We start from the raw sequence: 20,733 nt of genomic DNA on the forward strand, positions 1-20,733 counted from the left end.
CACAACATACAGATATTAAGTTATAATAGATGCTCTTCTATTTTTCTAAGGAGGGTATCATGAATATGAATCGGGCATACGGTAAGCAAGATGAGGATGTAGATATGGTTTCGTCCAAAAGTGGCACCAGGCCTGAACTTCCAGGTATTTCGGGTTTGGGCGGCTGGTTGATTTTAATTCAGATTAGTCTTTGGGCTTCACTGGTATTTTTACTTTCGGATATCTCACAGGTTGCGGTGATCATGGATCCGGCACGATGGGAAGGAAGTCGGGGCATCGACCCGCAGCTGTATACGGAAGTCGTAAGGCCGTTGCTGTGGTTTGGATTCATTAGTAGCGTTATTTTGTCTGTCATCGTTGTTGTGAATCTTGTTCTTTTATATAGTAGAAAGCGGCTTTTCCCACGTTTGATGATTGTACAGTACATTGTCAATCTGATAATCGGTATCGCTACCTGGATTCTTATCGCTCAGAACGAAGTGGGAAGAGAAGAGCATATACTGGATGCGACCCCTGCTTTTAACCTGATTATTCGTTCGTTGCTGACGTGCTGTATTTTTATTCCCTATTTTCTAAAGTCGGTACGTGTGAAAAATACGTTTATCAAGTAAACGAAAAGGCCCATAGCCTACAAGAACGGAGCTAAGTCAAAACTCCAGCTTGCAGACCATGGGCTTTTTTTGCTTGGTGGCAACCTGCCATTGGGAGGTTCATTTGGAGGTGGACTTGATGCGGTTTGAACGGGAAAGGCTCTGAATCATCTGGTTTAATACCTCGGATAGGACAAGTCCTACGGCGATAGCACCCGACAACATAAGAGCTTTGGCGGCCATCTCCATGGCAGCACTGTAGTTATTTTGTACAAAACTACGCATCGCATTATACGCCAGCCCACCCGGCACGAGAGGAATGATACCCGCCACGCTAAAAATAATGACAGGTGCCCGGAACATACGAGAAAATAGCTGACTGATGACACCGACAGCAATCGTTGCAGCCAGTGTGGCCGGAACAGCATCTGCGGCATACTCCAGCACAATATAGATAATCCAGCCAATCATACCGACAAATCCGCCGTGAAGCAGCATCCGTCTTGGCGCATTAAAAATAATGCCAAACGCAGCCGAAGCAATGAAGCTGGTTAAAGCTTGTCCTATAAAATGGAGCATTTCCTGCAACCCTCCGTCTTACATCAAAAGTGAAAATACAACAGCAATGCCTGTGCCGATGGCAAAAGCAGTCAGAAAAGCCTCGGCGCCCTTAGATAAGCCGGATACGAGATGCCCAGCCATCAGGTCGCGCACGGCATTGGTAATGAGTAATCCCGGCACGAGCGGCATGACAGAACCGATTATGATTTTGTCCCGCTCAAAGCCTGCACCGACATATACGAGGAAAAAGGCGAGCATGCCGATGACAAAGGAGGCTGTAAGCTCGGCAAAAAATTTGACGCGCACCCAGCGGTGAAAAAGAATGACCGCGGCGTAACCGATTCCGCCGCAGAGTAGTGCCGGAAGAAAATTTCCCCAGCCTCCGCCGAACATGATTGTGAAGCAAGCACTGGATAAGGCAGCGGCCCCTAGCTGGACAGCATACGAATAACCGGAAGGCTTGCGTTCGATCTCCAGCAGCAGCTCATGGGCTTCCTGAACGGTTAGTTGCCCTTGTCCGATGCGACGTGAGACGGCATTCACTTCAGACACTTTATCGAGGTCCGTGGTGCGCTCCGAGATGCGAATCAGCTTCGCGGGTTCCGTGGCATCCACCGAGAAAAAGATGCCCGTGGGCACCACATAACTATGTGAATGTGGCAGCCCCAATGCAGCGGCCATCCGCTTCATCGTATCTTCAACGCGGTACGTTTCGCCGCCGCTTTGCAGCATGATTTTCCCGGCAAGCAGACAGATGGCGATGACTTGGGATTGCTCAGACGGTTCAGTCACAGGGTGTTGACCTTTGTTACGCATCTCCGATTCGGATTCAACAGGAGAAGAGGGGTCATGACGTATGTATTCCAACCGGATCAAACTCCGTTTCATATGAAATAAGGCGAGGTACCGACACCATTGTATCATATTTCACACGCTCACAAGCAATCCCGGCACATGGAATAAAAAAGCTTCGCCCAATCCTCGAAAGGAAAGAGACGAAGCCCTTTTGGCTTACATTAACAAGGTGATGACGAGCAATTCATACAGCACCAGCGGTAGAATCGTTGGGCCAAACAAAGCACGCGGTTCAGGGTAACCATGCATTGGTGTCACTTGAAGGTACAGTATTCCGCGGTCTGCACTAATAATGACTCCTTCCCAAACCTGACCATCGATGTTCTGAACCTGCACTTTCTTGCCGATATGCTGACGAGCCGTATGATGCAGCATGTTCCGCACATTTTGCACGGATTGCAGCATCGGTTGATTGGCCTGATATACAACACGTGTGGTTGGTGTGGATGGCGATTCAGACATGATGCACAACCCTTCCTCGAAATAAAATCTTTCTTACTTCAAGGTATGCATCTGCCTACAAAAGGTGATTACACATATGACATGTGCAGAGCTCCACGGCCGCTTTCGTAACTGACCTGACCCACTGCGCCATTCACAAAAGTCATCTGAGGTGGAATGTGACCGAGATCCACATCATACAGCACAGGCACGTTCAGATCGCCAAGCGCAGAGGAGAGGGCATCGGTAAACGTAAAATCATCTGTGTCCGAATAACCGGCAGGTCGTCCAAACAGAAAACCGTTCGCCCCGGCAAACCAGCCTGCTTGTCTCATCTGCCACAGGCGGCGATAGATATCACTTGCATCCATCTCACAGCTTTCCAGATACCAGATCGTTCCTTCGTCAGCGCAGTATTGATGCAAATAGTCTTCTACCGGTGCAAAAGAAGTGCCGATCAGGCACGTTATCGTGTCCATGCAGCCTCCAATTAACCTACCTGAGAAGCGAACAGAGTCACTTAGTGTTTCAGATGCTCCAAGCTGCTTCCAGCAAGATGGCGTATCTAGATTAAAGCCGGGCAGTTCCATATTCCATTCGGATTGATAATGGGTAGAAGATACTTGTGTGATCTCTTCGTCAGCTTTCGTCTGCAGCACATCAAGCCAGCGAGCCGTAACCGGATCTAATTCATTTGTCCGAAGATCAACATAATTCGTACCATGAGCTGAGGCAGAGCCGGTCAACAACGTATAAGCAAACAAGAAAGTGCTGATATCGGAGTAGCCGAGCACCCATTTGGGTGGTGACTTCTTCATTGCTTCCCAGTCCAGCAGCGGCAGAGTTTCCATCAGAAACTCTCCGCCCCATGGGGGAATGACGGCCTGTATCCCGGGATCAAGCATATATGCGTTCAGTTCGGCCGCGCGAGATTCTTTGGGAGCACTCACACATTTGGAATTGTTACGCAGGGAAGGACTTTCCTTAATGTTGAAGCCGAGACGCTCCATATGATGTTTGCTGTCTTCCAAATGACGATGCATAGACTCGCCTACACCACTGGACGGTGCGGCTACACCAATCGTATCGCCCTTCACGAGTGGCTGCGGATAACGGATGGAACGCGGATTCATATATAACACACCTTTCCCACTTGAGCTGAAGTTGCTCATGATATGACTTCATAATATTTCCATCATTATACAGCAAAGTTTTGCCAAAGACAGCTCATTGGAGGCAATCTATCAAGGATTTACAGGGATTTCGAGTGAAAAGGGTGAGTTTATTTTTGACGGATAGGTAGCAATTTTCATCTGAAGCTTACCCTGTAATTTTGCACCATGTTCGATGGTGATTGAAACGGTGGTGTGATCCAGATCTTTACCATGTCCCGGACTCCAGCTTGCACCAGGGGTTTGATAAGTTTTACCCGTACTGTCTTTTACTTCGCTGAAACCGAGTACGAAACTATCTTCCATGCTGTCAGGAACAGAGAAATCAACAATAAGATTTTTGCCCTCTACTTTGCTGCCAAGCATCTGAAGACCGGAAGGGCCTCCCGTAATCTCACGTGTTTTCAGGTCGAGGCTGAAATCAAGCTCTTTTTTATCCAGACCTGAGAATCCAGAGCCTTGTAAGGTCAGCTTTTTGGGTTTGGAGAAATACATGCTCTCAAAATAAATGGAACGTGTATCCTCCCCAATGGCGGTGTCGGTTCTCCAGGCACGTCCTTGTTCATCCACGAGTTGCAAATCGCTGAGACCAAAGATTTTTTTGCTGTTGTTTGGGTCGATCTGTACGTCAAGTACCAACCGGGTTGGATACATGGTGGCCTGTTTTACCTGGATACGCTGTCCATCGACGACTAAGGTTTCGTTTACAGGGATGACCTTTTTCATGCCCTTGGTTAAATTTTTATCGACTGGCATCGTTACCTTCCACACCCCTGGACTGGCTTTGTCTCTCGATTTGAATACCACCGTTAACACATCCGGAGGGGGGGATTGGTCGGTAAAAATAACATCAATATAGTTTTCATACACTGGATCATCTGAGTCAAAGTGGATTGTAGAATAGCCAAAACCAACAGGAAGATCTTTACCGTTTCCATCCAGTAAATCGATGTCATAGTCGAATTTTTCTGTATTTTTCATGCCTTTCATCTTATAAAAAATAACCATGCGTGAGTCGTCTGTAATAATGCCTTCCACGGTTACGGAACCCCCATTATGCTCGTCGGTGATCCCGACTTTCTGCAACAGGGACTGATCAATCGCCATCATCAATCCTTTGTCTTGCCGGATCAGATTGACGACGCCTTCCATTCCAGGCAGTTGCTCGACAAAGGACGCAAAGGCAGGGGATACCCGAATACAGCCAGTGAACAATAAAATCAGGGCTGCTGCGGAGATGGAGCTGGTCAGCCAGCGTAATCTGGTTTTTCGTTTACGGGAAGCTTGTTGAATCCCGGCCTGTACAGCTCGGGAAGTTGCTGTATCCGGTACGGGCATCGTATCGTATTCGGCTTTGCGTGCTTGAAGACGTGTCTCCAAAGCTTCGAACGGATTTTGTTCGTCGGTCATGATAAGAGCTCTCCTTTCGGTTCAAGTTGATCCCGGAGCTTGCCAAGCGCGCGGTGCAGTCGTGATTTGACCGTGCCTGCCGGAATTTCGAGAATGTCAGCGACTTCAGTTAACGAGAAACCTTCGAAATAACTCAGAATAATAATTTGTTTGTATTCCGGTTCAAGTGCAGCTACCGCAGCGGCAAGGTCCGGATCTTCGGGACGATCCCAGCGGCCTGATTCACGAATCTCGGTTACGGAACTGAACCGGATTTTGCGTTTGCGTTCATCTGCACAGTAGTTTAGAAGGATGCGGATTAGCCATGTACTGAAATAGGTAGGTTCTTTCAGTTTTTTGAGTTTGCGGTATGCGCGGTAGGTTGCTTCCTGTATCGCTTCCAGTGCATCGCCCTCATTATGCAGATACGCATAGGCGATCCGGTACAGGCGGCTCTGATGCATCTCCATTAAGGCTGCAAACGCTGCAGCATCCCCTTTTTGTGCAGCTCGCGTAAGTTCGGTAGGGGTCACAAGGCTCCTCCTTTGCTGATGTTGTTTCGTATTAGACAGAGATCGTTGCCAAACGGTTCTTGTTTTTTGAAAAAAAAATGTTGTGCATGTTGCTCATCAGAAAGTTTCATTGCATTATACAGCAAAAACCGTCAGCTCTCTCATGAGCATTACGGCTCCAGGAAGATTCTGACGGTTACAAGTATGATCTCGAATATCCTTCTTGGTACGATGCCGAGTCTTAAGTGTAGCATGAGTCCAAAGTATAGTACGGATTCACATCGCTATAGCGGCTTATATCGATCCCACTTAGGATAGCTTTGCCATCGCTTGCTCCAGACGAGCAGCGACAGAGGTATGACCACGTTGCTTCGCAATATCTAGTGCTATTTCGCCGGATGTGTTAAGTGCTTTGACATCGGCTCCATATTGAAGCAGCAAGTCTATAATGGCTGTCTGATCGGTATGAAAGGCAGCCGTGTGAAGGGCTTGCTGTCCGTCACTGTCAAGGATGCTCGTGGATGCGCCATGTTCCAGCAATAGCTTGATCACTTCCACTGAACGCTCTCCAGCGAGTGCGGCGTGTAGGGCTGTGTTGCAGGGAATGAAGGATATAAGGGAATGAGAGATCGCATTCACATCCGCACCGTGCTCAATAAGGGTATGTACGCTCTCCGTTCGTCCGAAATGTGCGGCATATCCCAGCGGTGTCAATCCATCCTTGTTTTCCGTGTTGGCCAGTTCTGGTTGTACGGCAAGAAGGGACTTTACTTTTTCAACATCATTCTGCTGTGCAGCTTCAAATAGCTGTTCCAATGGTTCTAGCTGCTTTGGACTCTGATCGGTTTCTTTCATTTGTGAAAACCTCCTCTTTCGTATCTATACACACAGGGAATGTAGCGTAAGCTCGTTCGGAGCTAACTTCATGATAGATCGTTCACACGGACAGTGCTTCTCGAAAATCACCTTTTTATCCGATACTGTGCAGGGGAGTATTTAAATCGTCTGAAGAAAAGGGAGCTGAACGAGCCAAGGCTCTCAAAACCGACGTTGTAACAGATTTCTGTAACAGGGAGATCCGTATTGGATAACAGCTGACAAGCAGCCTGAAGCCTGCGTTCCGTCAAAAATTGATGTGGCGATATGCCGAATACCTTTTTATAACTGCGGAGAAAATGATTCACGGACAGATGCGCGGCTGAGGCAGTCTCTGCAAGCGTGATAGGTTTATTATAGTAGGCTGTCATGTACTCGTGTGCGATATAGATTCTTCGATATATCTCGTTTCGGGTTGAAGATTTCACCATATCCAGGCTGTCGATTTCCAACCGAATCTCACGGTGCAAAACAAGCATGTGCACGCCCAGATGATAGAGTTGTTCCTCTAGTCCCCATACATCTACGGCCTGAGAGGCATAGGAGGAGCGCAATCGCTCAAGAGCAGCTCCTAGTTGATCGGTCATAGGATATGTTCGTTCCATCCAGTCCAGTGTACCAAGGGAAGATGTGGCATAAGGCTCATCCAAGAGATACCGGTTACTTCCTGAGATATTCCGACCGATTTCTTCCACTAGCCCCGAAGGGAAGAAGATGCAAAACGATTCGACGGGAACAGGTGAATCAATATGTAGCTGATATTCCTGTCCTTCGTTCAAAAGCAAATATCTGTCCTGATCGACTGCAAAATGTCCATGACCCGCTTCGTATAATGATGTTCCGTAACGGAACGTTTTCAGGGAAAGGGCACCTTGACCTTTCCAGTCGAACTGGTGTCTGGACTCATGCAGTATGAAAGGGACGGTACGTTGCGTTAATGTATTTTTGGAAGAGCCCTTCATTGGGTGCCGCTGTCCCGATGCTTCTCTGCATATTGTTGCTTCGCTGCTTCCAATGCCGGGACGGCAAAGCTGGCGAGTGGAGAAGGTAGCTCATGGAGCGGGAACCAGCCAATCTCCCCAATAGCTCCGCCTTCTTCCAGATTGCGTGCTTCTCCGCTAACGACCTTGGTGGAGTAGAGCACGGAAATCCAATGCTCCTGTCGCTCAGGGCGAATCGTTTCTGCGGTACAGAGAAGACCGTTGATCACAATATCCAGATTGACTTCTTCTTTAACCTCCCGGATAACAGCCGTCTCCAGTGTTTCGTACACATCGACTTTCCCGCCGGGAATACTCCAAGTGTGCTGTTCGGGTGCACGATTACGCCAAACGAGGAGCACTTCATTTCGTTCATTAAGGATCACTGCACCTACGCCGATCCGGGGAGTGGCCTGGACTGCCATGCTACCAACCGTAGTAGAGCCTGCCGAAGGGAAAGCACTTGCACTACCCGAACTAGACCCTGGCTGAAACGAAACGGGATATCCCGTTTGGGCGGACCAGTCTGCTGCGAGAATGCTCATCGAGATCAGATCGTACTGTGTACCGTCTCGAAGAACGGCAGCACGATGCCTGCCTTCCTCGCGGAATCCGGCCTTGAGATATGCCCGTCTTGCGGCTTCGTTGTATTCGATCACGTCAAGAGCAATTCGATTCAGGTTTAACTCATGGAATGCATATCGCAAAATCAACGCAAGAGCGTCACTGCCATAACCTTTGCCACGATCTCGTTCTTCACCAATGCCGATAGCCAGTTGTGCAGAGCGGTTATTCCATTCCAATCGATAGATGGCAACAAATCCGAGAAAGCGATTGTCTTCCAACGTGCGCAGGGCAAATTCGAAATCTTGACCGTTCCGAACGGAAGAAGATCCGGTCTCATCGGATGTTTGTGGCGTCACAATATCCGTATCCAAGTTACGCATATATTCGTAGTTTTGTGTAAAATGTGCGATTTGCACGCTGTCTTCGGGACAGGGTGCCGTGAGTCTGACTTTGGAGCCTTGAAACGCATTGTATTGACGATTCATGTTGCACCTCTTTTTATATAATCTAACGTTCTTCGCTTATCCCATTATACTACAGCCCTAATAAATACCGAACTTCCAGTGTGGATTGGTCGGCGGAGAACTTGGATCAACGCTTGCAGACGCTACACTTGAAAGTACTAGAGCTGATCGAGAAATTGTTTTATATTATATACAAAGGGATAATGTGGGAGTGAAACTATGAATCGGTTCCATAAAATAATATTATGTAGTATTCCAAGTGCTATTTTTCTATATGTATTCTATCTACCACAACTAAACTATTACCGGATCACAAGATTAACGGGTTGGTCAAACAACACAATGTCACTTTTAATAAGTATTATTAGTATTTTGCTGTTGGTTTCATTTGTGGTGTTGTTCTATTTCATAACGAAGAGACTGTTATATAATGAAAAGTTTAAATATATTCCAACGGTCTCATGGATTCCGTTCTATATTGTTCTTATTCTCATTAATAATTATACAATTCCTATTACAGAATCGGGGGACAAACCTTCGCCAGGAACAGGCATATTACTTATATTCTCTTATGTTTTATTACCTGTCATTCTAGCTTTCATCATCGGCATTTCTACCTCATACACAAAAAAACAGCCACGAGGGCTGCTGGTGTAAGCTTTTATTTTAAATCATTCAATAAATTTTTCATTTTTTTGTAATGTCCGCTGACTCGATCAGCCATGTAGTTATACATGAGTTGATTCTCGGAAAGCATAGCCATCTCCCGGTCAATATCTACATTGTTGTTGTTATTATTCATGGCTGTTTCGTTGTTCTGCATCACTCGGTACTGCACGATGGAGGCATTCGGATTGCTGACGGGAAAATGTTTCTCATGTGTGCGTTGCATCCGGAGTTGTCCGGTTTTACCGTTCTCGATGATACGTCTAAGCTCATCTTGAAACTCAACGGTTGTTTTTTTGTAATTGGGCGTATCGGCGTTAGCAATGTTGTTCGTTATGGCTGCATGTCGGGCGTTTAAGGCTTGCAAAAGGGATTCATTACGCTTGGTCGTATTCGTTTCAATCATACCCTGTTCCTCCTTTACCGCATCCGAGTGCAGTTCCCTCTATTTTAAGAAATTCGCGCGCACACTGTCAATCTGTTCAAAGTAACATATGGCGGGTGGGCTCACCGTCACAGCCGAAATAAACAACAATAAAGACAAGTATATGACCCAAATATGTGCTTCTGTGAAGGAAGTCAGCAGGATCAGGATCACTTGTCTTTATTCATGATGACATCACTCCTGACTGGTCTGTCCAATCAGGAAGAACGGTCTATATTTTTGCCGTAATAAATCTCGTCCATCTCCAGCTTCAGCCATTCGGTAATCTCCTGTTGTTCCGCTTTGCTGAGCTTGTCCTTGGTGTACCCGAACAGATAATTATCCAGATCGAATTCTTTCAGCTTACATTTGGTGTGGAAAATGTTCTCCTGATAGACGTTCACGTCAATCATATCGAAACCGCTTTTGATCTCGTCCGGAATGTAGTTCTGGATCGAACTGATCTCATGGTCAATAAACAGCTTGCGCCCGCTCGTATCCCTTGTAAAACCACGCACGCGATAATCCATAATCATAATGTCTGTATCAAACGAATGAATCAGGTAATTCAATGCTTTCAGCGGTGAAATCTCACCACAGGTCGACACATCGATATCCGCACGGAAGGTGCTGATGCCCTCGCTGGGGTGGAATTCGGGATAAGTGTGCACGGTAATGTGACTTTTATCCAGCTGCATGACGACATTATCGGGCAGGGGACCAGGCGACTCATCGAAGGATTCTTCGGGAATCTCAACGATCGGGCCTTCCGATACCAGCATAGTTACACTTGCGCCCTGCGGCACATAATCCTGCTGTGCGACATTCAGGACGTGTGCGCCGATGATGTCCGATACATTTTTCAAAATATGAGTCAGTCGGTCTGCGTTATATTGTTCATCGATATATTCAATGTAGGCTTCACGTTCTTCTTTGGTCTTGGTGTAACAGATATCGTACATATTGAAACTGAGTGACTTGGTCAGGTTATTGAACCCGTGCAGCTGGATGCGCTGCTCTGGCGTTAAAGTCATGGTTGCAGTTCCCCTTTATCCCATACGACATAAAAATCGCAGTTTTAATACTACTTATACCCAACCTTGCCCGAAAAAAAACATGAGTTTCCCATTTGGGGCGATAGCAAAAAACTGCACAGCATTTGCTGTACAGTTTCTAAAGTTAGAAGGGGATGTCCCCATCATAAGCAAAATCATTCATGCGTTCTTCCTCCGCGACCGATTGGATATCCTCGGAAGTGACCGTAATGATGGGATAATGCTCATTTTGTTGTTTCTTCAATGCCTTTTCCTTTACAAAACGCGGGCTGCCTTCGCCGGCATCTTCGTCATAGACAAGCAGCAGGCCATCGCTTTTACGCAGCAGCAGATCGTCCCGTGCGGTGAACTGCCACGGCCCGATGTATGGCTGTTTGCTAATTGCACCATAATAGTCCACTCCAGACAGAATGGAACGGTAGTACTCCTGCTTGTCTTCTTTCCATTGTTCCTCCGGGTTCTGAAAAGCAGTGATAATCGACAGCTTCAGATGTGGATAGCTCTGTTTCAGCTCCAACACAACCTCGCAGGCCCAAAGGTCGACACCGTATTGACCTGGAGTAAGCACCCATTCCAAGCCATCTTCCACAAGAGGTGTAAGGCGGGAGGCGATGGCTTTTTTAATGTAAGGAATACCCTCATGCTTCTGACCAAAAATTTGCAGTTCATGTGCACGATAACCGGTAATGAACAGGTTTTGCAAACGTGTTAACCTCCTTTCAGACGGACAATGAGTCCGTGAGGAACGGCATCTTAGTCGGTTGTCCGTCTTCGTATGAGCACGTTATTGTGCAGGTGTTGCCTCTCCGCGGAACGGATACAGGAATGGCTTCGGAATATCCGTTTCGAATGTCATCAGTTTGCCTGTCGTTGGATGAATAAACGACAACACTCGTGCATGAAGTCCCAGACGTCCGAGATCTCTTGTACGTGCGCCGTATTTACGATCTCCGGCAATCGGATGTCCCAGGTCTTCCATATGCACACGAATCTGATTTTTACGACCCGTTTCCAGACGAACCTCCAGCAGGGAGAACTCACGGTTCGACTTCAGCCGTTTATAATGCGTAACCGCATGTTGCCCGTCGTTTGGACGGGAACTGGAGTACATCTTGAGTGTTTTAGTTTCCTTGAGCCAAGAGGAGATGGTGCCTTCTTCTTGAGCTACCGCGCCTTCAACCAGTGCGACATAAACACGGTCTTGTACGTTTTCTTTCCAGTTGTTTTGCAACTGCTGCTGAACCTCTTCACTTTTGGCAAACATCATCACACCCGAGGTATCCCGATCCAGACGATGCACGATGAAAATCCGGTTCAGTTCGTTGGTACGACGCACATGTGACATCAGCTGGCGATAAGCGGTCAGATCGTCACTTTTGTCAGCCGCGATCGATAGGAGTCCGGCTTCCTTCCTAATCACAATGATGTCGTCGTCTTCATGCAAAATGTTAATACCTGTCAGAGAAGGAGCGGCTACAGCACCTTCTTTGCTGATGGATACGATCTGTCCGGGTAGCAGAGGTTCGTTAAACTTCGTTACAACTTTCTCATCTATCGATACTTGTCCACGTCCCAAAATGGACTTCACCGCATTACGTCCTGACTTTATATGCTTCAGCAGGAAATTCAGCAGTTCATCCGGTTCGGTTACCTTGTACTGACGTGGCGGTTCGGACTTGCGATAATGTGCATTGCCTGGACGCTTGGATGCCGTAGCCGGTTTGGCCGGTTTGCTTCCTTTGCCACCGTTTTTTGCAGGCGCCACGGACGAATGGGAAGCTGAAACCTTACTCGTATCCTCTCCCGAACGAGGGGAATTCGGTTTGGATGATGAAGTGTTGAAACGGCCGGAACGCGGCTTGGAAGAGCCTCCGTATGATTTTCCTTTGGCAGATGTACCGCCGGTTGAACGTTTGCGTTTATTCATGAATGACAATCTCCTTCTGAACAGCTTGTATCCTTTGTGTGCATACGATCCGTTCATTTCGTTATGCTGTTCAATATACCATTAACCGCGCGGAATTAAAAATAGGTTCATCAAATCTGCCAACCATCCAATCCGAAGAGTTGTCAGTTTCATAGAATATGTTATCCCATAGCATTGGAGGTGTTACTTCATGGGCGTGTTTCTCGATATGAGAACCTCGGAGAACTCGGGATACGTAGGGGCACCGGGATTACCTTTGTCCGAATCCCCTGAACCTTTCGGCGCAATCGGTCTTCAAACCCAGGGGGTCATTAATCCTATCATTACCTTGAATGGTACAGTGGGTGTTACGGGAGAACTGGGCGACACGTTTGTTGTAGAGATAGTGCGTGGTTTTGTGTACGATCCGTTCTTCATCATCTATCGAGCAGAAGGAACGGTCGGGCAAAATGGCGGTGCCGAGTTCCATTCGTTCACAGCTCAGGATCTGGCTGCACCACCAGCGCTGGAAAATGTATATACGTCATTCATCTCCGGTGTATCCACAGCTGTGCGAACCGGGCCGGAGATGTTCTACGGTATTGCCGCGACCAACTAAAGGAGCTTTGAAAGACTTTAGAGAGACCATCTTATAGTAACGTTTGTTGTACCCGTTTCAGTTACATGGCAATCAAGATCATTCCAATCAAGATATAACTCAAAATCCCCGCCTACCGAGGCGGGGATTTTGAGTTTGAGATGAAGCAGGATTGTAAGAGCATTGATTTATAAGAGAGAGTAGAAAGATTTTGATATAGAAGGAAAGGGAGAAGTAGAGATACAAGCAGCGCTATCGATCATGGGCATAGAGAAAAACTGAATACTGTAGATGCAACTTAGTTGGCGCGTCCTTTCAAAATCATGTTATTGGCTTTGCCGAAATCGATAGCGACTTTACCTGCCAGCGCTGCGGTTCGTTCTGCAAGAATGACGGCGTTAACCCCGCAAGAGAACAGAGCAACATCAAAGTCATCCTGATGCGTTTGAATCCATTGCAAGGTCTCATCCATCTGATCATAGTTGTCAAAAGCCAGTGTACTTACGATGTCGAGATGATAAGGCTCCTTAACGAGTGCGGCCTGTAACTCATCCAGTTCACGCGTTACAAGCAACACACGTTTGCCGGCAAGCATCTGCCAAAACCGAGGTACTTGCACAAGTTCACGATTCACACAAGCATGACAGGTCAACGCAGGCACGATGCCGTAGTGAGCAAAGATCATATCGGTCAGCGGCCGCTTAAGATAATCCGGAGCCTTGATGGTGCTGTCTCCACGCGGAAGGACACCCACAATAGTGGCTCTTTTCAACGAAGCAGCGACTTCGTCCCGCATCTTCAGGTTGGGAAGCCGCAGCCCCTTTTGTCCGAGATTAGCTTTGATTGCCCAGCGCTCTTGTAGCACCTGCTCCATAGGCCATACGGATTCTTGCGACATCACGATATTTTCACCATCCCCCACACGCACCAGTGAGAATGGACGCTTCTCTTGCAAAGCAGCTTCAAGCTGATCCAGCACGTCTTGCATTTCTAGATAAGTAGAATTCATTCCGAATGCCTGCCCCCTTTGAAAATCAAGCTCCTCTATTCTATGTTGCGAGAGAAACCGTGATCTGTGCGTTCGACCTCCAAGAGATAACTTGGGGTGTATATCAATCTATTTATAAGAAAATCAGTACATATGTCGGTGCCGGAATGTTCAGAAGTTCATACGTTATACAGTGCTGGCATTTAAGAGAATTGAAGTGTAAGCGATCAGCGCGAGGAACGAGTTTCGTAGATGCGAGATTTCATTCTAAAAAAACTATGAAAACGTCTGTACTCGCCATATAGGCTTACAGCGTTCATGAGGAGGAAGGGTATGTCCAGGAAAGTTGTGATTGAGATTAACTTCAATAACTACGGGTTAGATCCGCAGCGGCTGACCCGCGAATGGCTGGAGCGCCGTATGACCATTTTTCGCACATTTACATTGCATTGTCTCAAGGCTCAGACGAATCAAGATTTCTTGACAGTGGTGAAGCTTTCCAAAGAATCCGGGGAGCTGATGCAGGAGATTTTGGCGAGCCAGGAGCCCCTGCCTTCGAATATTCGTTTTGGAACCCACATCGAGAGTGTACGTGCGATTCTGGAGTTTGCCAAAGACGTAGAAAACATCTATATTGCCCGTCTGGATTCGGACGATCTGTATCACAAAACATTTGTGCAGCAGCTCTATGATGTAAAGCCTCAGCCAGAAACGATGGCGTTGATTAATCAGAATGGTTATCTGTGGGACAGTGTGAACAACGAGATGGCTCCGGCATTCCACCGCTCCCCGCAATTTTATGTCTATCTGTACAAGACAGCAGAATATGCCGCCGGATATCGGGTCAAACTTCCGGGCCGAGGCACGCATGGGAATGTGATCGACTTGCCACATGAGCTGCTTGCACCGCGAAACTACGTCAATATCGTGCATTCCAGCAATACTTCAGTCAAAAAAGTACCACCTAAAGACCGCTTAAGCCGCGAGGAGATGGCGCAGGTTTTACGTGAATTCATGATCTGAACAGGAGGGATTCATCCATGATTCAAGGACAAACGATTCTGGTCACCGGAGGAACTGGCTCCTGGGGTCAGAAGCTAACGGAGGTACTGCTTGCGCAGAACCCGGCGGAGATTCGACTGCTATCTCGGAACGAGTATGCTCAGATCGCGATGCAGCGGGAGTTCAATCATGATCCGCGTCTGCGTTTTATCATTGGAGATATTCGCGATTACCGGGCAGTGGAGGAAGCGTGCCAAGGCGTAGATGTGCTCTTTCATCTGGCCGCGCTGAAGCATGTTCCGGTCTGTGAAGATCAGCCGGATGAAGCATTTAAAACAAATGTGATTGGGACACAGAATATTATTCGGGCGGCCATCCGTATGGGGATTCCAAAAGTCATTGACGTATCCACCGACAAGGCAGTCGATCCGATTAACGTATATGGCATGACCAAGGCACTGGGCGAAAAAATGATGATTCGTGCCAACTGGCTGAGCGAGAAAACAAGATTTGTATGTATCCGCGGCGGCAATGTTCTGGGCACAAGCGGCAGTGTTGTACCTTTGTTCCGCAGACAGATTGACGAAGGCAAAAGCCTGACCATTACAGACGAAGGCATGACTCGCTTTTTCCTGACCCGTACCGAAGCTATTCATTTATTACTCAAAGCAGCGGAAGCGGCGGTAGGTGGAGAAACATTCGTCATGAAAATGAAAGCTTGCAACATGACGGAACTGGCATCTGTCATGCTCGAACAGGCAGGTCGCCCGTCAGGCGATTACAAAGTGACGGGCATCCGTCCGGGGGAGAAGCTGCACGAAGTGCTGATCTCGCCATTTGAAGCACCGCGTACTCGCCAGTACGATGCGCAGTATTATGTCATTTTGCCGGAGCATGCCGATCAAGGTCTTACGAAACATTATGATCATCTGCCACGTGTGAAGTTTGATCAGTATCGCTCTGACAGTGAAATGATGAACAAACCGGCGATAGCTACGTTTTTGCGTGCAGGGGGATATATCGACTAACGGAAGGGAGGCGGAACGTTTGGAGGTGGAAGAGATGAGTGAGAACAGCCTGAATCCCGAAGAGAAACGTCAAGATGAAAAGGAGAAGCAGGCACAGACTCCAGGAGAGCACCGTGGCCGGAAACAGCAACGATTGAAGCAACTCTACCCGAAGCCACAGCACACCACGCTTCAATGCATTCATGACCGCTCCCTGAAGGCTGTTGTCATCGGTCTTGGTTACGTGGGACTGCCGATGGCCGTTGAGATGGCACAGTCCGGTTACCAGGTGCACGGCATTGATATCGATGCAGGCAAAGTAGCTAAGCTTCGTGCAGGCCATTCGTATATTATCGGCATTGAAGATGAGGTGCTTCAAACGCTGCTGGAGGCGAATTTGTTAACGGCAGGCACGGATTATGCAGCAGTCGCAGGTGCGGATGTCATTGTCATCTGTGTACCGACTCCGTTAACGGATAAACATCAGCCGGATATATCCTATATTTCATCAGCAGTGGGGGGGATGACCCCCTATCTTCAGCAGGGCAGCCTTGTCATTCTGGAGAGCACGACGTATCCAGGCACGACGGAAGAGCATGTGAAACAGCCCGTAGAGGCAGCGCGCGGTTGGACAGCAGGTGAACATTTCTATGTCTGTTATTCGCCAGAGCGAGTTGATCCGGGCAGCGTACATTACGGGGTGAAAAATACCCCGAAAATCATTGGCGGTTCGACTCCCGCCTGTCTGAGTTATGGAACACAATTCTATGGCTCGTTTCTGAACGAAGTCGTGCCTGTTAGCTCGACAACCGTTGCCGAGACAGCGAAACTGTTCGAGAATACGTTTCGCAGCGTAAACATTGCGCTGGTTAATGAGTTAACCCCGGCTTGTGAGCAGATGGGCGTGGATATCTGGGAAGTGTTACAGGCAGCGGCAACGAAGCCGTTTGGCTACATGCCGTTTTATCCTGGACCAGGTATTGGCGGGCACTGCATTCCGATTGATCCGATCTATTTATCATGGGCAGCCAATCGCCAGGGATCGGAGCTGCGGTTCATTGAGCTCGCAGATGCGACGAACCGGCAGATGCCAGAGCACGTAGTTCAGCGTGCAACAGCCCTGCTGGAGCAACGCGGCCATTCCATTCGCGGCGCCCGCGTTGTACTGGCGGGTATGGCGTACAAAAAAGACATTGACGACCTGCGCGAATCCCCTGCGCTCGACGTCTTCCGGCTGCTGAGCGCAGCGGGCGCCGAAGTTGTTTTCACCGATCCGATGGTGCCCGTATTCCGTCAAGATGATGGATCCATGCTTCAGTGCCGGCCAGCTTCGCCCGAATTGTGGACATGGGCCGATCTGGTGATTATCACGACAGACCACTCTGCGTTTGATTATCAGGAGATGGCGGATCATGCACCGCTGATTTTCGATACACGTAACGCCACAGCTGGCTGCCGTGGAAACAATATCGTTGTGCTCGGTCAGCCTGAGCGGCATGACCATGGGAGAGTACACAGCTTGGAGCAGGAGAAGGGTCAGGGTGCTGAAAGGGAAAAGGGTGTCCAATCAGAATATCTAAAACATGCAGGCCATGAGGAACATGAGAAATATGAAGAAGTTGTGGAAGATGCTGAACTTGCGGAAACAGAACATGTGGCGCATGAGGAACAAGGGATGGAGAAAGAGGATTTTCAAGATACAGAGCATGAAGCGTCAGGATTGGAAGGTCATAGTAACAGCGGTCAGGTCACGAGAGAGAGAAATTCAGCAGGGGAAGACGTAAAAGGACAAAATGAAAGATATCCGAGTACGAAACGCGAGAACGTTCCCTCGGGTGAAGGTGCAGAGAAAGAGAACGGTGAATCGCATGGAATCCAAGACGATGCCTGGGCGGATCAAGATATGAAAAATGTGCACGGGAAAACGGGAGATGGCTATGGCGAATCATGACCGGGTGAACGAACGTTATTACGGAGAGATTAATTCCGAAGAATCTCATGAAGCGACGAGGACCCGTGTGCACTGGATGTGCCGGGAAACCACAGGCAAACGTATTTTGGATGTGGGATGCAGCCAGGGAATTACGTCTATTTTGCTGGGGCGTGAAGGCTTTCGGGTGACAGGCGTGGATTTGGAGGAGGAAAGTATCCGCTATGCGCAAGAGGAGCTGGCTAAAGAATCCAAGCCTGTCCGCAACCATGTCGATTTTCGCATGCTGGACATCACGCAATGGAAGGCGAGAACTACGTTTGACACTGTCCTGTTAGGGGAAGTGCTGGAACATTTTGCGCATCCCGAGACATTGCTATCGCAGGTTCACCGTCTGCTCACAGAGGAAGGCACACTCATCGTGACTGTTCCTTATGGCTATCATCCATTCTATGATCATAAACAGACGTTCTATGCGAGTAATCTGGCGATGTGTTTATTACCGTATTTTGAAGTATTGAAACTAGAAGTCCATCATAAATATCTATGTTGTGTAGCACGCAAACGCCAGAAAATACAGCTCGACGTAAAACCGCCTCTGAACCAGGTGCTGGACTGGATGAAGCTGGACCATACCCATTTTGAAGAGGTGGAGCAGCAACATCTACGCTCCATGAAACAGCGTAAAAAAGCGCTGGACAGTGCCGTGGATCAGCTGAAACGGCTGCGTCGTCAGGAGAATGAGGAAGGGTAATCGGAGAAGCATTGTCGTAACACCAACACTACACAGGCAGGACGGTGACAGTACACCACCACTAATCGTTAACACCAACATTAACCGCGAAACCAAGCCTAACATCAGCAACTGTATCACCAGCATGTAGACCATCGACACCAGGAGCAATATCGCAATCACACAACACTATGGAACTGGCATACGAACAACGCTAGCTACACAAACCACACAAACCACACAAACCACTAAGTTTAACACCACACATTTTACACAAAAGTAGTTGCTCTAACTCAAGTATCTCTATCAGCGACTGCACCATTAGCATGGGTACCACCGTACCACAGCGGTACCTACACTATCAGTACCAGTACCATTGCAATGACTATAGAAATTACAGAGTATAAATGAGGTAAGTTTTTCTAACGATCACCAGAAGCCTTAATTTAGGTCATTTCAAAGCTCACAGGATTCTAACGATCACCAGCGACGTTATTTGCCTTAAATTCAGTGATTTCCCTCAAATTTAGGTCTGAAATACGAAAATAGGCTCATCTGTGATCGTTAGATTTTCAAAAGCGCTGAAATGTGCTAAATAGCGTCATCTGTGATCAGTAGAAATTTTAGATTTTTACAAGTTGCTTAATCTCTTTTGTGTGAATCAGTACGCGTACGACAGGAAGGGGCTTTAAACGTGATCACCATCAGTTTGTGTATGATCGTGAAGAACGAAGAACGCACACTGGCAAGGTGTCTTGAATCGGTGGCTGACCTTATGGATGAGATTATCATTCTGGATACAGGGTCGTCGGATCGAACGATGGACATCGCTGCAAAGTATACCGACCGGGTCTATACGTATACATGGAATGAGGACTTTGCCGCAGCACGGAATGAGTCATTCGCCCAGGCTACGAAGGAGTATATCCTGTGGCTCGATGCGGATGATGTGTTGTTGCCCGGGGAACGGGCAAAGCTTGCGATGTTGAAGGAGCAGCTGCCGTCCGGAGGGAAGACGGCGGGTGTGATTATGGGCTATACGCTGGCCGAGGGGCCGGAGGGAAGTCCGCTGGTGGCGGACCGCCGGCTTCGCCTGGTCAGGCGGGATGCCGGTTGCCGCTGGCATGGCCGGCTGCACGAGCAGCTGCGCTTCCCGCAAGGCGAGGTCATTACGGCAGATATTGCCGTCACCCATCGCCGCGAGGCGGGCAATCATTCGGCGCGAAACGTGCGCATTCTGCGCAAATGGATCGCCGAAGAGGGCATAGCCCAGGGACGCCTGCTGTTCTACTATGCAGGCGAATGTTATGACCGCCAGCGCTACGCAGCGGCGGCACGCGGTTACGCGAAGCTGCTGGAGCAGCCCAGCGGTTACCGCGAAGATCGGCTCATTGCTTGCGCAAGGCTGGCGGAATGTTATGAGCGGCTTGGCGAGCCGGGCCGTAAGCTGGGCGCATTGCTGCAGTCGTTCCAGTACGACTTGCCGCATGCCGATTTCTGCTGCGCCATTGCCGCCTGCTTCCATGAGCGGCAAGAGATCGTCACCGCCATCTATTGGTATATGCAGGCGGTGGATGTAAGCAGCCGTGATCCGGGTCTGCGCCCTGTACCGGCTGCTTGCCGAACGTGGCTGCCGCATGCCAGGCTCTCACTCTGTTATGCTCATCTGGGCAACTGGGAGCAGGCGTTGTTGCATAACACGAAAGCTCGGAAGTATCTGCCGGATGATCCAGGTTTGGTCGGTAACCGGGAGAAGCTCGAAGCCGTGATTCGCAAACAGAGAAAAGAGAGAGAAGGATAGCACATGTAAGAAGGAACAAAAACGGAAAGTGAAGATGGGGCATCCAATAGTATGAAGCTAGCAATCCATTGGTGAAAGGGAATCATAACAGTTCTCAAATATAGCAATTAGATATAGCAATCAAATTAGCAATCCAATAAGGGTCTTCTACAGAGGCCTAATAAAAATAAACCCCGTTTAGCCGAGAAAGTCGGTAAACGGGGTTTGCTGTTGCTC

At 48.3% G+C, this 20,733-nt stretch carries 21 protein-coding genes and 1 pseudogene; 7 read left to right on the forward strand and 15 right to left on the reverse strand.

Translation table 11 applies throughout. From position 1 onward, the window contains the following. Window positions 1-59 precede the first annotated feature (59 nt). Complete coding sequence (locus tag ACT89M_RS07630) at window positions 60-611, forward strand: DUF2569 family protein (protein ID WP_253496211.1); 552 nt, start codon at window positions 60-62, stop codon at window positions 609-611. 99 nt (window positions 612-710) lie between these two features. Here ACT89M_RS07630 and ACT89M_RS07635 read toward each other — a convergent pair whose 3' ends face one another. The 14 genes and pseudogenes from ACT89M_RS07635 to ACT89M_RS07700 form a co-directional block, all read right to left on the reverse strand. Beyond that, window positions 711-1,169, reverse strand: coding sequence for a threonine/serine exporter family protein (locus ACT89M_RS07635; RefSeq protein WP_253496209.1), 459 nt, complete (start codon window positions 1,167-1,169; stop codon window positions 711-713). Window positions 1,170-1,187: 18 nt separating this feature from the next. Then, window positions 1,188-1,967, reverse strand: a complete 780-nt coding sequence (locus ACT89M_RS07640; protein ID WP_487345310.1) for a threonine/serine exporter family protein — start codon at window positions 1,965-1,967, stop codon at window positions 1,188-1,190. Between the two features lie 195 nt (window positions 1,968-2,162). Beyond that, window positions 2,163-2,468, reverse strand: coding sequence for a hypothetical protein (locus ACT89M_RS07645; protein WP_145328501.1), 306 nt, complete (start codon window positions 2,466-2,468; stop codon window positions 2,163-2,165). Between the two features lie 68 nt (window positions 2,469-2,536). Then, window positions 2,537-3,619 carry a S66 family peptidase gene (locus ACT89M_RS07650; protein WP_487345154.1) on the reverse strand — a complete coding sequence of 361 codons (1,083 nt, stop codon included), beginning with the start codon at window positions 3,617-3,619 and terminating at the stop codon, window positions 2,537-2,539. A 72-nt stretch (window positions 3,620-3,691) separates the two neighbouring features. Next, on the reverse strand, window positions 3,692-5,029 hold the full coding sequence (locus tag ACT89M_RS07655; RefSeq protein ID WP_154887304.1) for a DUF5643 domain-containing protein: 1,338 nt from the start codon (window positions 5,027-5,029) through the stop codon (window positions 3,692-3,694). Continuing rightward, the gene (locus tag ACT89M_RS07660) at window positions 5,026-5,541 is read right to left on the reverse strand and encodes a sigma-70 family RNA polymerase sigma factor (protein ID WP_154887302.1); all 516 of its coding nucleotides are present in this window, start codon (window positions 5,539-5,541) and stop codon (window positions 5,026-5,028) included. The genes ACT89M_RS07655 and ACT89M_RS07660 overlap by 4 nt, the downstream gene beginning before the upstream one ends. 288 nt (window positions 5,542-5,829) lie before the next feature. Further along, complete coding sequence (locus tag ACT89M_RS07665) at window positions 5,830-6,375, reverse strand: ankyrin repeat domain-containing protein (RefSeq protein WP_154887300.1); 546 nt, start codon at window positions 6,373-6,375, stop codon at window positions 5,830-5,832. A gap of 107 nt (window positions 6,376-6,482) precedes the next feature. Further along, complete coding sequence (locus ACT89M_RS07670; RefSeq protein WP_341181764.1) at window positions 6,483-7,358, reverse strand: helix-turn-helix transcriptional regulator; 876 nt, start codon at window positions 7,356-7,358, stop codon at window positions 6,483-6,485. Continuing rightward, window positions 7,355-7,801: an NUDIX domain-containing protein gene (locus tag ACT89M_RS07675; protein WP_341181954.1), complete on the reverse strand. Its 447-nt coding sequence runs from the start codon at window positions 7,799-7,801 to the stop codon at window positions 7,355-7,357. The genes ACT89M_RS07670 and ACT89M_RS07675 overlap by 4 nt, the downstream gene beginning before the upstream one ends. A gap of 141 nt (window positions 7,802-7,942) precedes the next feature. Beyond that, window positions 7,943-8,428: pseudogene (locus tag ACT89M_RS07680) on the reverse strand (GNAT family N-acetyltransferase); the annotation flags it as partial. A 640-nt stretch (window positions 8,429-9,068) separates the two neighbouring features. Further along, complete coding sequence (gene flgB / locus ACT89M_RS07685) at window positions 9,069-9,479, reverse strand: flagellar basal body rod protein FlgB (protein ID WP_090917944.1); 411 nt, start codon at window positions 9,477-9,479, stop codon at window positions 9,069-9,071. 236 nt (window positions 9,480-9,715) lie between these two features. Continuing rightward, window positions 9,716-10,531, reverse strand: coding sequence for an adenosylmethionine decarboxylase (speD, locus tag ACT89M_RS07690; protein ID WP_090917942.1), 816 nt, complete (start codon window positions 10,529-10,531; stop codon window positions 9,716-9,718). A 145-nt stretch (window positions 10,532-10,676) separates the two neighbouring features. Continuing rightward, window positions 10,677-11,255, reverse strand: coding sequence for an SLOG family protein (locus ACT89M_RS07695; protein WP_154887296.1), 579 nt, complete (start codon window positions 11,253-11,255; stop codon window positions 10,677-10,679). A gap of 81 nt (window positions 11,256-11,336) precedes the next feature. Next, the gene (locus tag ACT89M_RS07700) at window positions 11,337-12,479 is read right to left on the reverse strand and encodes an RluA family pseudouridine synthase (RefSeq protein ID WP_253496199.1); all 1,143 of its coding nucleotides are present in this window, start codon (window positions 12,477-12,479) and stop codon (window positions 11,337-11,339) included. Between the two features lie 190 nt (window positions 12,480-12,669). On the opposite strand from ACT89M_RS07700, the gene ACT89M_RS07705 reads away from it, so the two are divergent. After that, window positions 12,670-13,077: a hypothetical protein gene (locus ACT89M_RS07705; RefSeq protein WP_090917938.1), complete on the forward strand. Its 408-nt coding sequence runs from the start codon at window positions 12,670-12,672 to the stop codon at window positions 13,075-13,077. A 277-nt stretch (window positions 13,078-13,354) separates the two neighbouring features. Here the strand turns inward: ACT89M_RS07705 and ACT89M_RS07710 are convergent, their stop codons facing one another. After that, window positions 13,355-14,065, reverse strand: a complete 711-nt coding sequence (locus ACT89M_RS07710) for a GT-D fold domain-containing glycosyltransferase (protein WP_154887294.1) — start codon at window positions 14,063-14,065, stop codon at window positions 13,355-13,357. 312 nt (window positions 14,066-14,377) lie between these two features. On the opposite strand from ACT89M_RS07710, the gene ACT89M_RS07715 reads away from it, so the two are divergent. The 5 genes from ACT89M_RS07715 (at window position 14,378) to ACT89M_RS07735 (ending at window position 20,517) form a co-directional block, all read left to right on the forward strand. After that, a complete protein-coding gene (locus tag ACT89M_RS07715) occupies window positions 14,378-15,067 on the forward strand; it encodes a glycosyltransferase (RefSeq protein ID WP_154887292.1) in 690 nt (229 codons plus the stop codon). A 17-nt stretch (window positions 15,068-15,084) separates the two neighbouring features. Continuing rightward, entirely contained in the window at window positions 15,085-16,074 is a 990-nt protein-coding gene (locus ACT89M_RS07720) for a polysaccharide biosynthesis protein (RefSeq protein ID WP_090917931.1), read from the forward strand. Window positions 16,075-16,108: 34 nt separating this feature from the next. Beyond that, entirely contained in the window at window positions 16,109-18,004 is a 1,896-nt protein-coding gene (locus ACT89M_RS07725) for a nucleotide sugar dehydrogenase (RefSeq protein WP_487345155.1), read from the forward strand. Further along, on the forward strand, window positions 17,985-18,737 hold the full coding sequence (locus ACT89M_RS07730) for a class I SAM-dependent methyltransferase (protein WP_487345156.1): 753 nt from the start codon (window positions 17,985-17,987) through the stop codon (window positions 18,735-18,737). Before ACT89M_RS07725 ends, ACT89M_RS07730 begins: the two co-directional genes overlap by 20 nt. A 673-nt stretch (window positions 18,738-19,410) precedes the next feature. Continuing rightward, window positions 19,411-20,517: a glycosyltransferase family 2 protein gene (locus tag ACT89M_RS07735; protein WP_487345157.1), complete on the forward strand. Its 1,107-nt coding sequence runs from the start codon at window positions 19,411-19,413 to the stop codon at window positions 20,515-20,517. Window positions 20,518-20,733 lie beyond the last annotated feature (216 nt).

It is taken from the genome of Paenibacillus sp. NN59 (assembly GCF_057597225.1).

Coding starts and splice junctions, on each gene's coding strand:
- ACT89M_RS07665 (WP_154887300.1), bottom strand. CDS start 6,375: ATGAAAGAAACCGATCAGAGTCCAAAGCAGCTAGAACCATTGGAACAG.
- flgB (WP_090917944.1), bottom strand. CDS start 9,479: ATGATTGAAACGAATACGACCAAGCGTAATGAATCCCTTTTGCAAGCC.
- ACT89M_RS07670 (WP_341181764.1), bottom strand. CDS start 7,358: ATGAAGGGCTCTTCCAAAAATACATTAACGCAACGTACCGTCCCTTTC.
- speD (WP_090917942.1), bottom strand. CDS start 10,531: ATGACTTTAACGCCAGAGCAGCGCATCCAGCTGCACGGGTTCAATAAC.
- ACT89M_RS07635 (WP_253496209.1), bottom strand. CDS start 1,169: ATGCTCCATTTTATAGGACAAGCTTTAACCAGCTTCATTGCTTCGGCT.
- ACT89M_RS07715 (WP_154887292.1), top strand. CDS start 14,378: ATGTCCAGGAAAGTTGTGATTGAGATTAACTTCAATAACTACGGGTTA.
- ACT89M_RS07645 (WP_145328501.1), bottom strand. CDS start 2,468: ATGTCTGAATCGCCATCCACACCAACCACACGTGTTGTATATCAGGCC.
- ACT89M_RS07630 (WP_253496211.1), top strand. CDS start 60: ATGAATATGAATCGGGCATACGGTAAGCAAGATGAGGATGTAGATATG.
- ACT89M_RS07730 (WP_487345156.1), top strand. CDS start 17,985: ATGGCTATGGCGAATCATGACCGGGTGAACGAACGTTATTACGGAGAG.
- ACT89M_RS07655 (WP_154887304.1), bottom strand. CDS start 5,029: ATGACCGACGAACAAAATCCGTTCGAAGCTTTGGAGACACGTCTTCAA.
- ACT89M_RS07705 (WP_090917938.1), top strand. CDS start 12,670: ATGGGCGTGTTTCTCGATATGAGAACCTCGGAGAACTCGGGATACGTA.
- ACT89M_RS07720 (WP_090917931.1), top strand. CDS start 15,085: ATGATTCAAGGACAAACGATTCTGGTCACCGGAGGAACTGGCTCCTGG.
- ACT89M_RS07640 (WP_487345310.1), bottom strand. CDS start 1,967: ATGCGTAACAAAGGTCAACACCCTGTGACTGAACCGTCTGAGCAATCC.
- ACT89M_RS07700 (WP_253496199.1), bottom strand. CDS start 12,479: ATGAATAAACGCAAACGTTCAACCGGCGGTACATCTGCCAAAGGAAAA.
- ACT89M_RS07675 (WP_341181954.1), bottom strand. CDS start 7,801: ATGGCAGTCCAGGCCACTCCCCGGATCGGCGTAGGTGCAGTGATCCTT.
- ACT89M_RS07650 (WP_487345154.1), bottom strand. CDS start 3,619: ATGAGCAACTTCAGCTCAAGTGGGAAAGGTGTGTTATATATGAATCCG.
- ACT89M_RS07725 (WP_487345155.1), top strand. CDS start 16,109: ATGAGTGAGAACAGCCTGAATCCCGAAGAGAAACGTCAAGATGAAAAG.
- ACT89M_RS07710 (WP_154887294.1), bottom strand. CDS start 14,065: ATGAATTCTACTTATCTAGAAATGCAAGACGTGCTGGATCAGCTTGAA.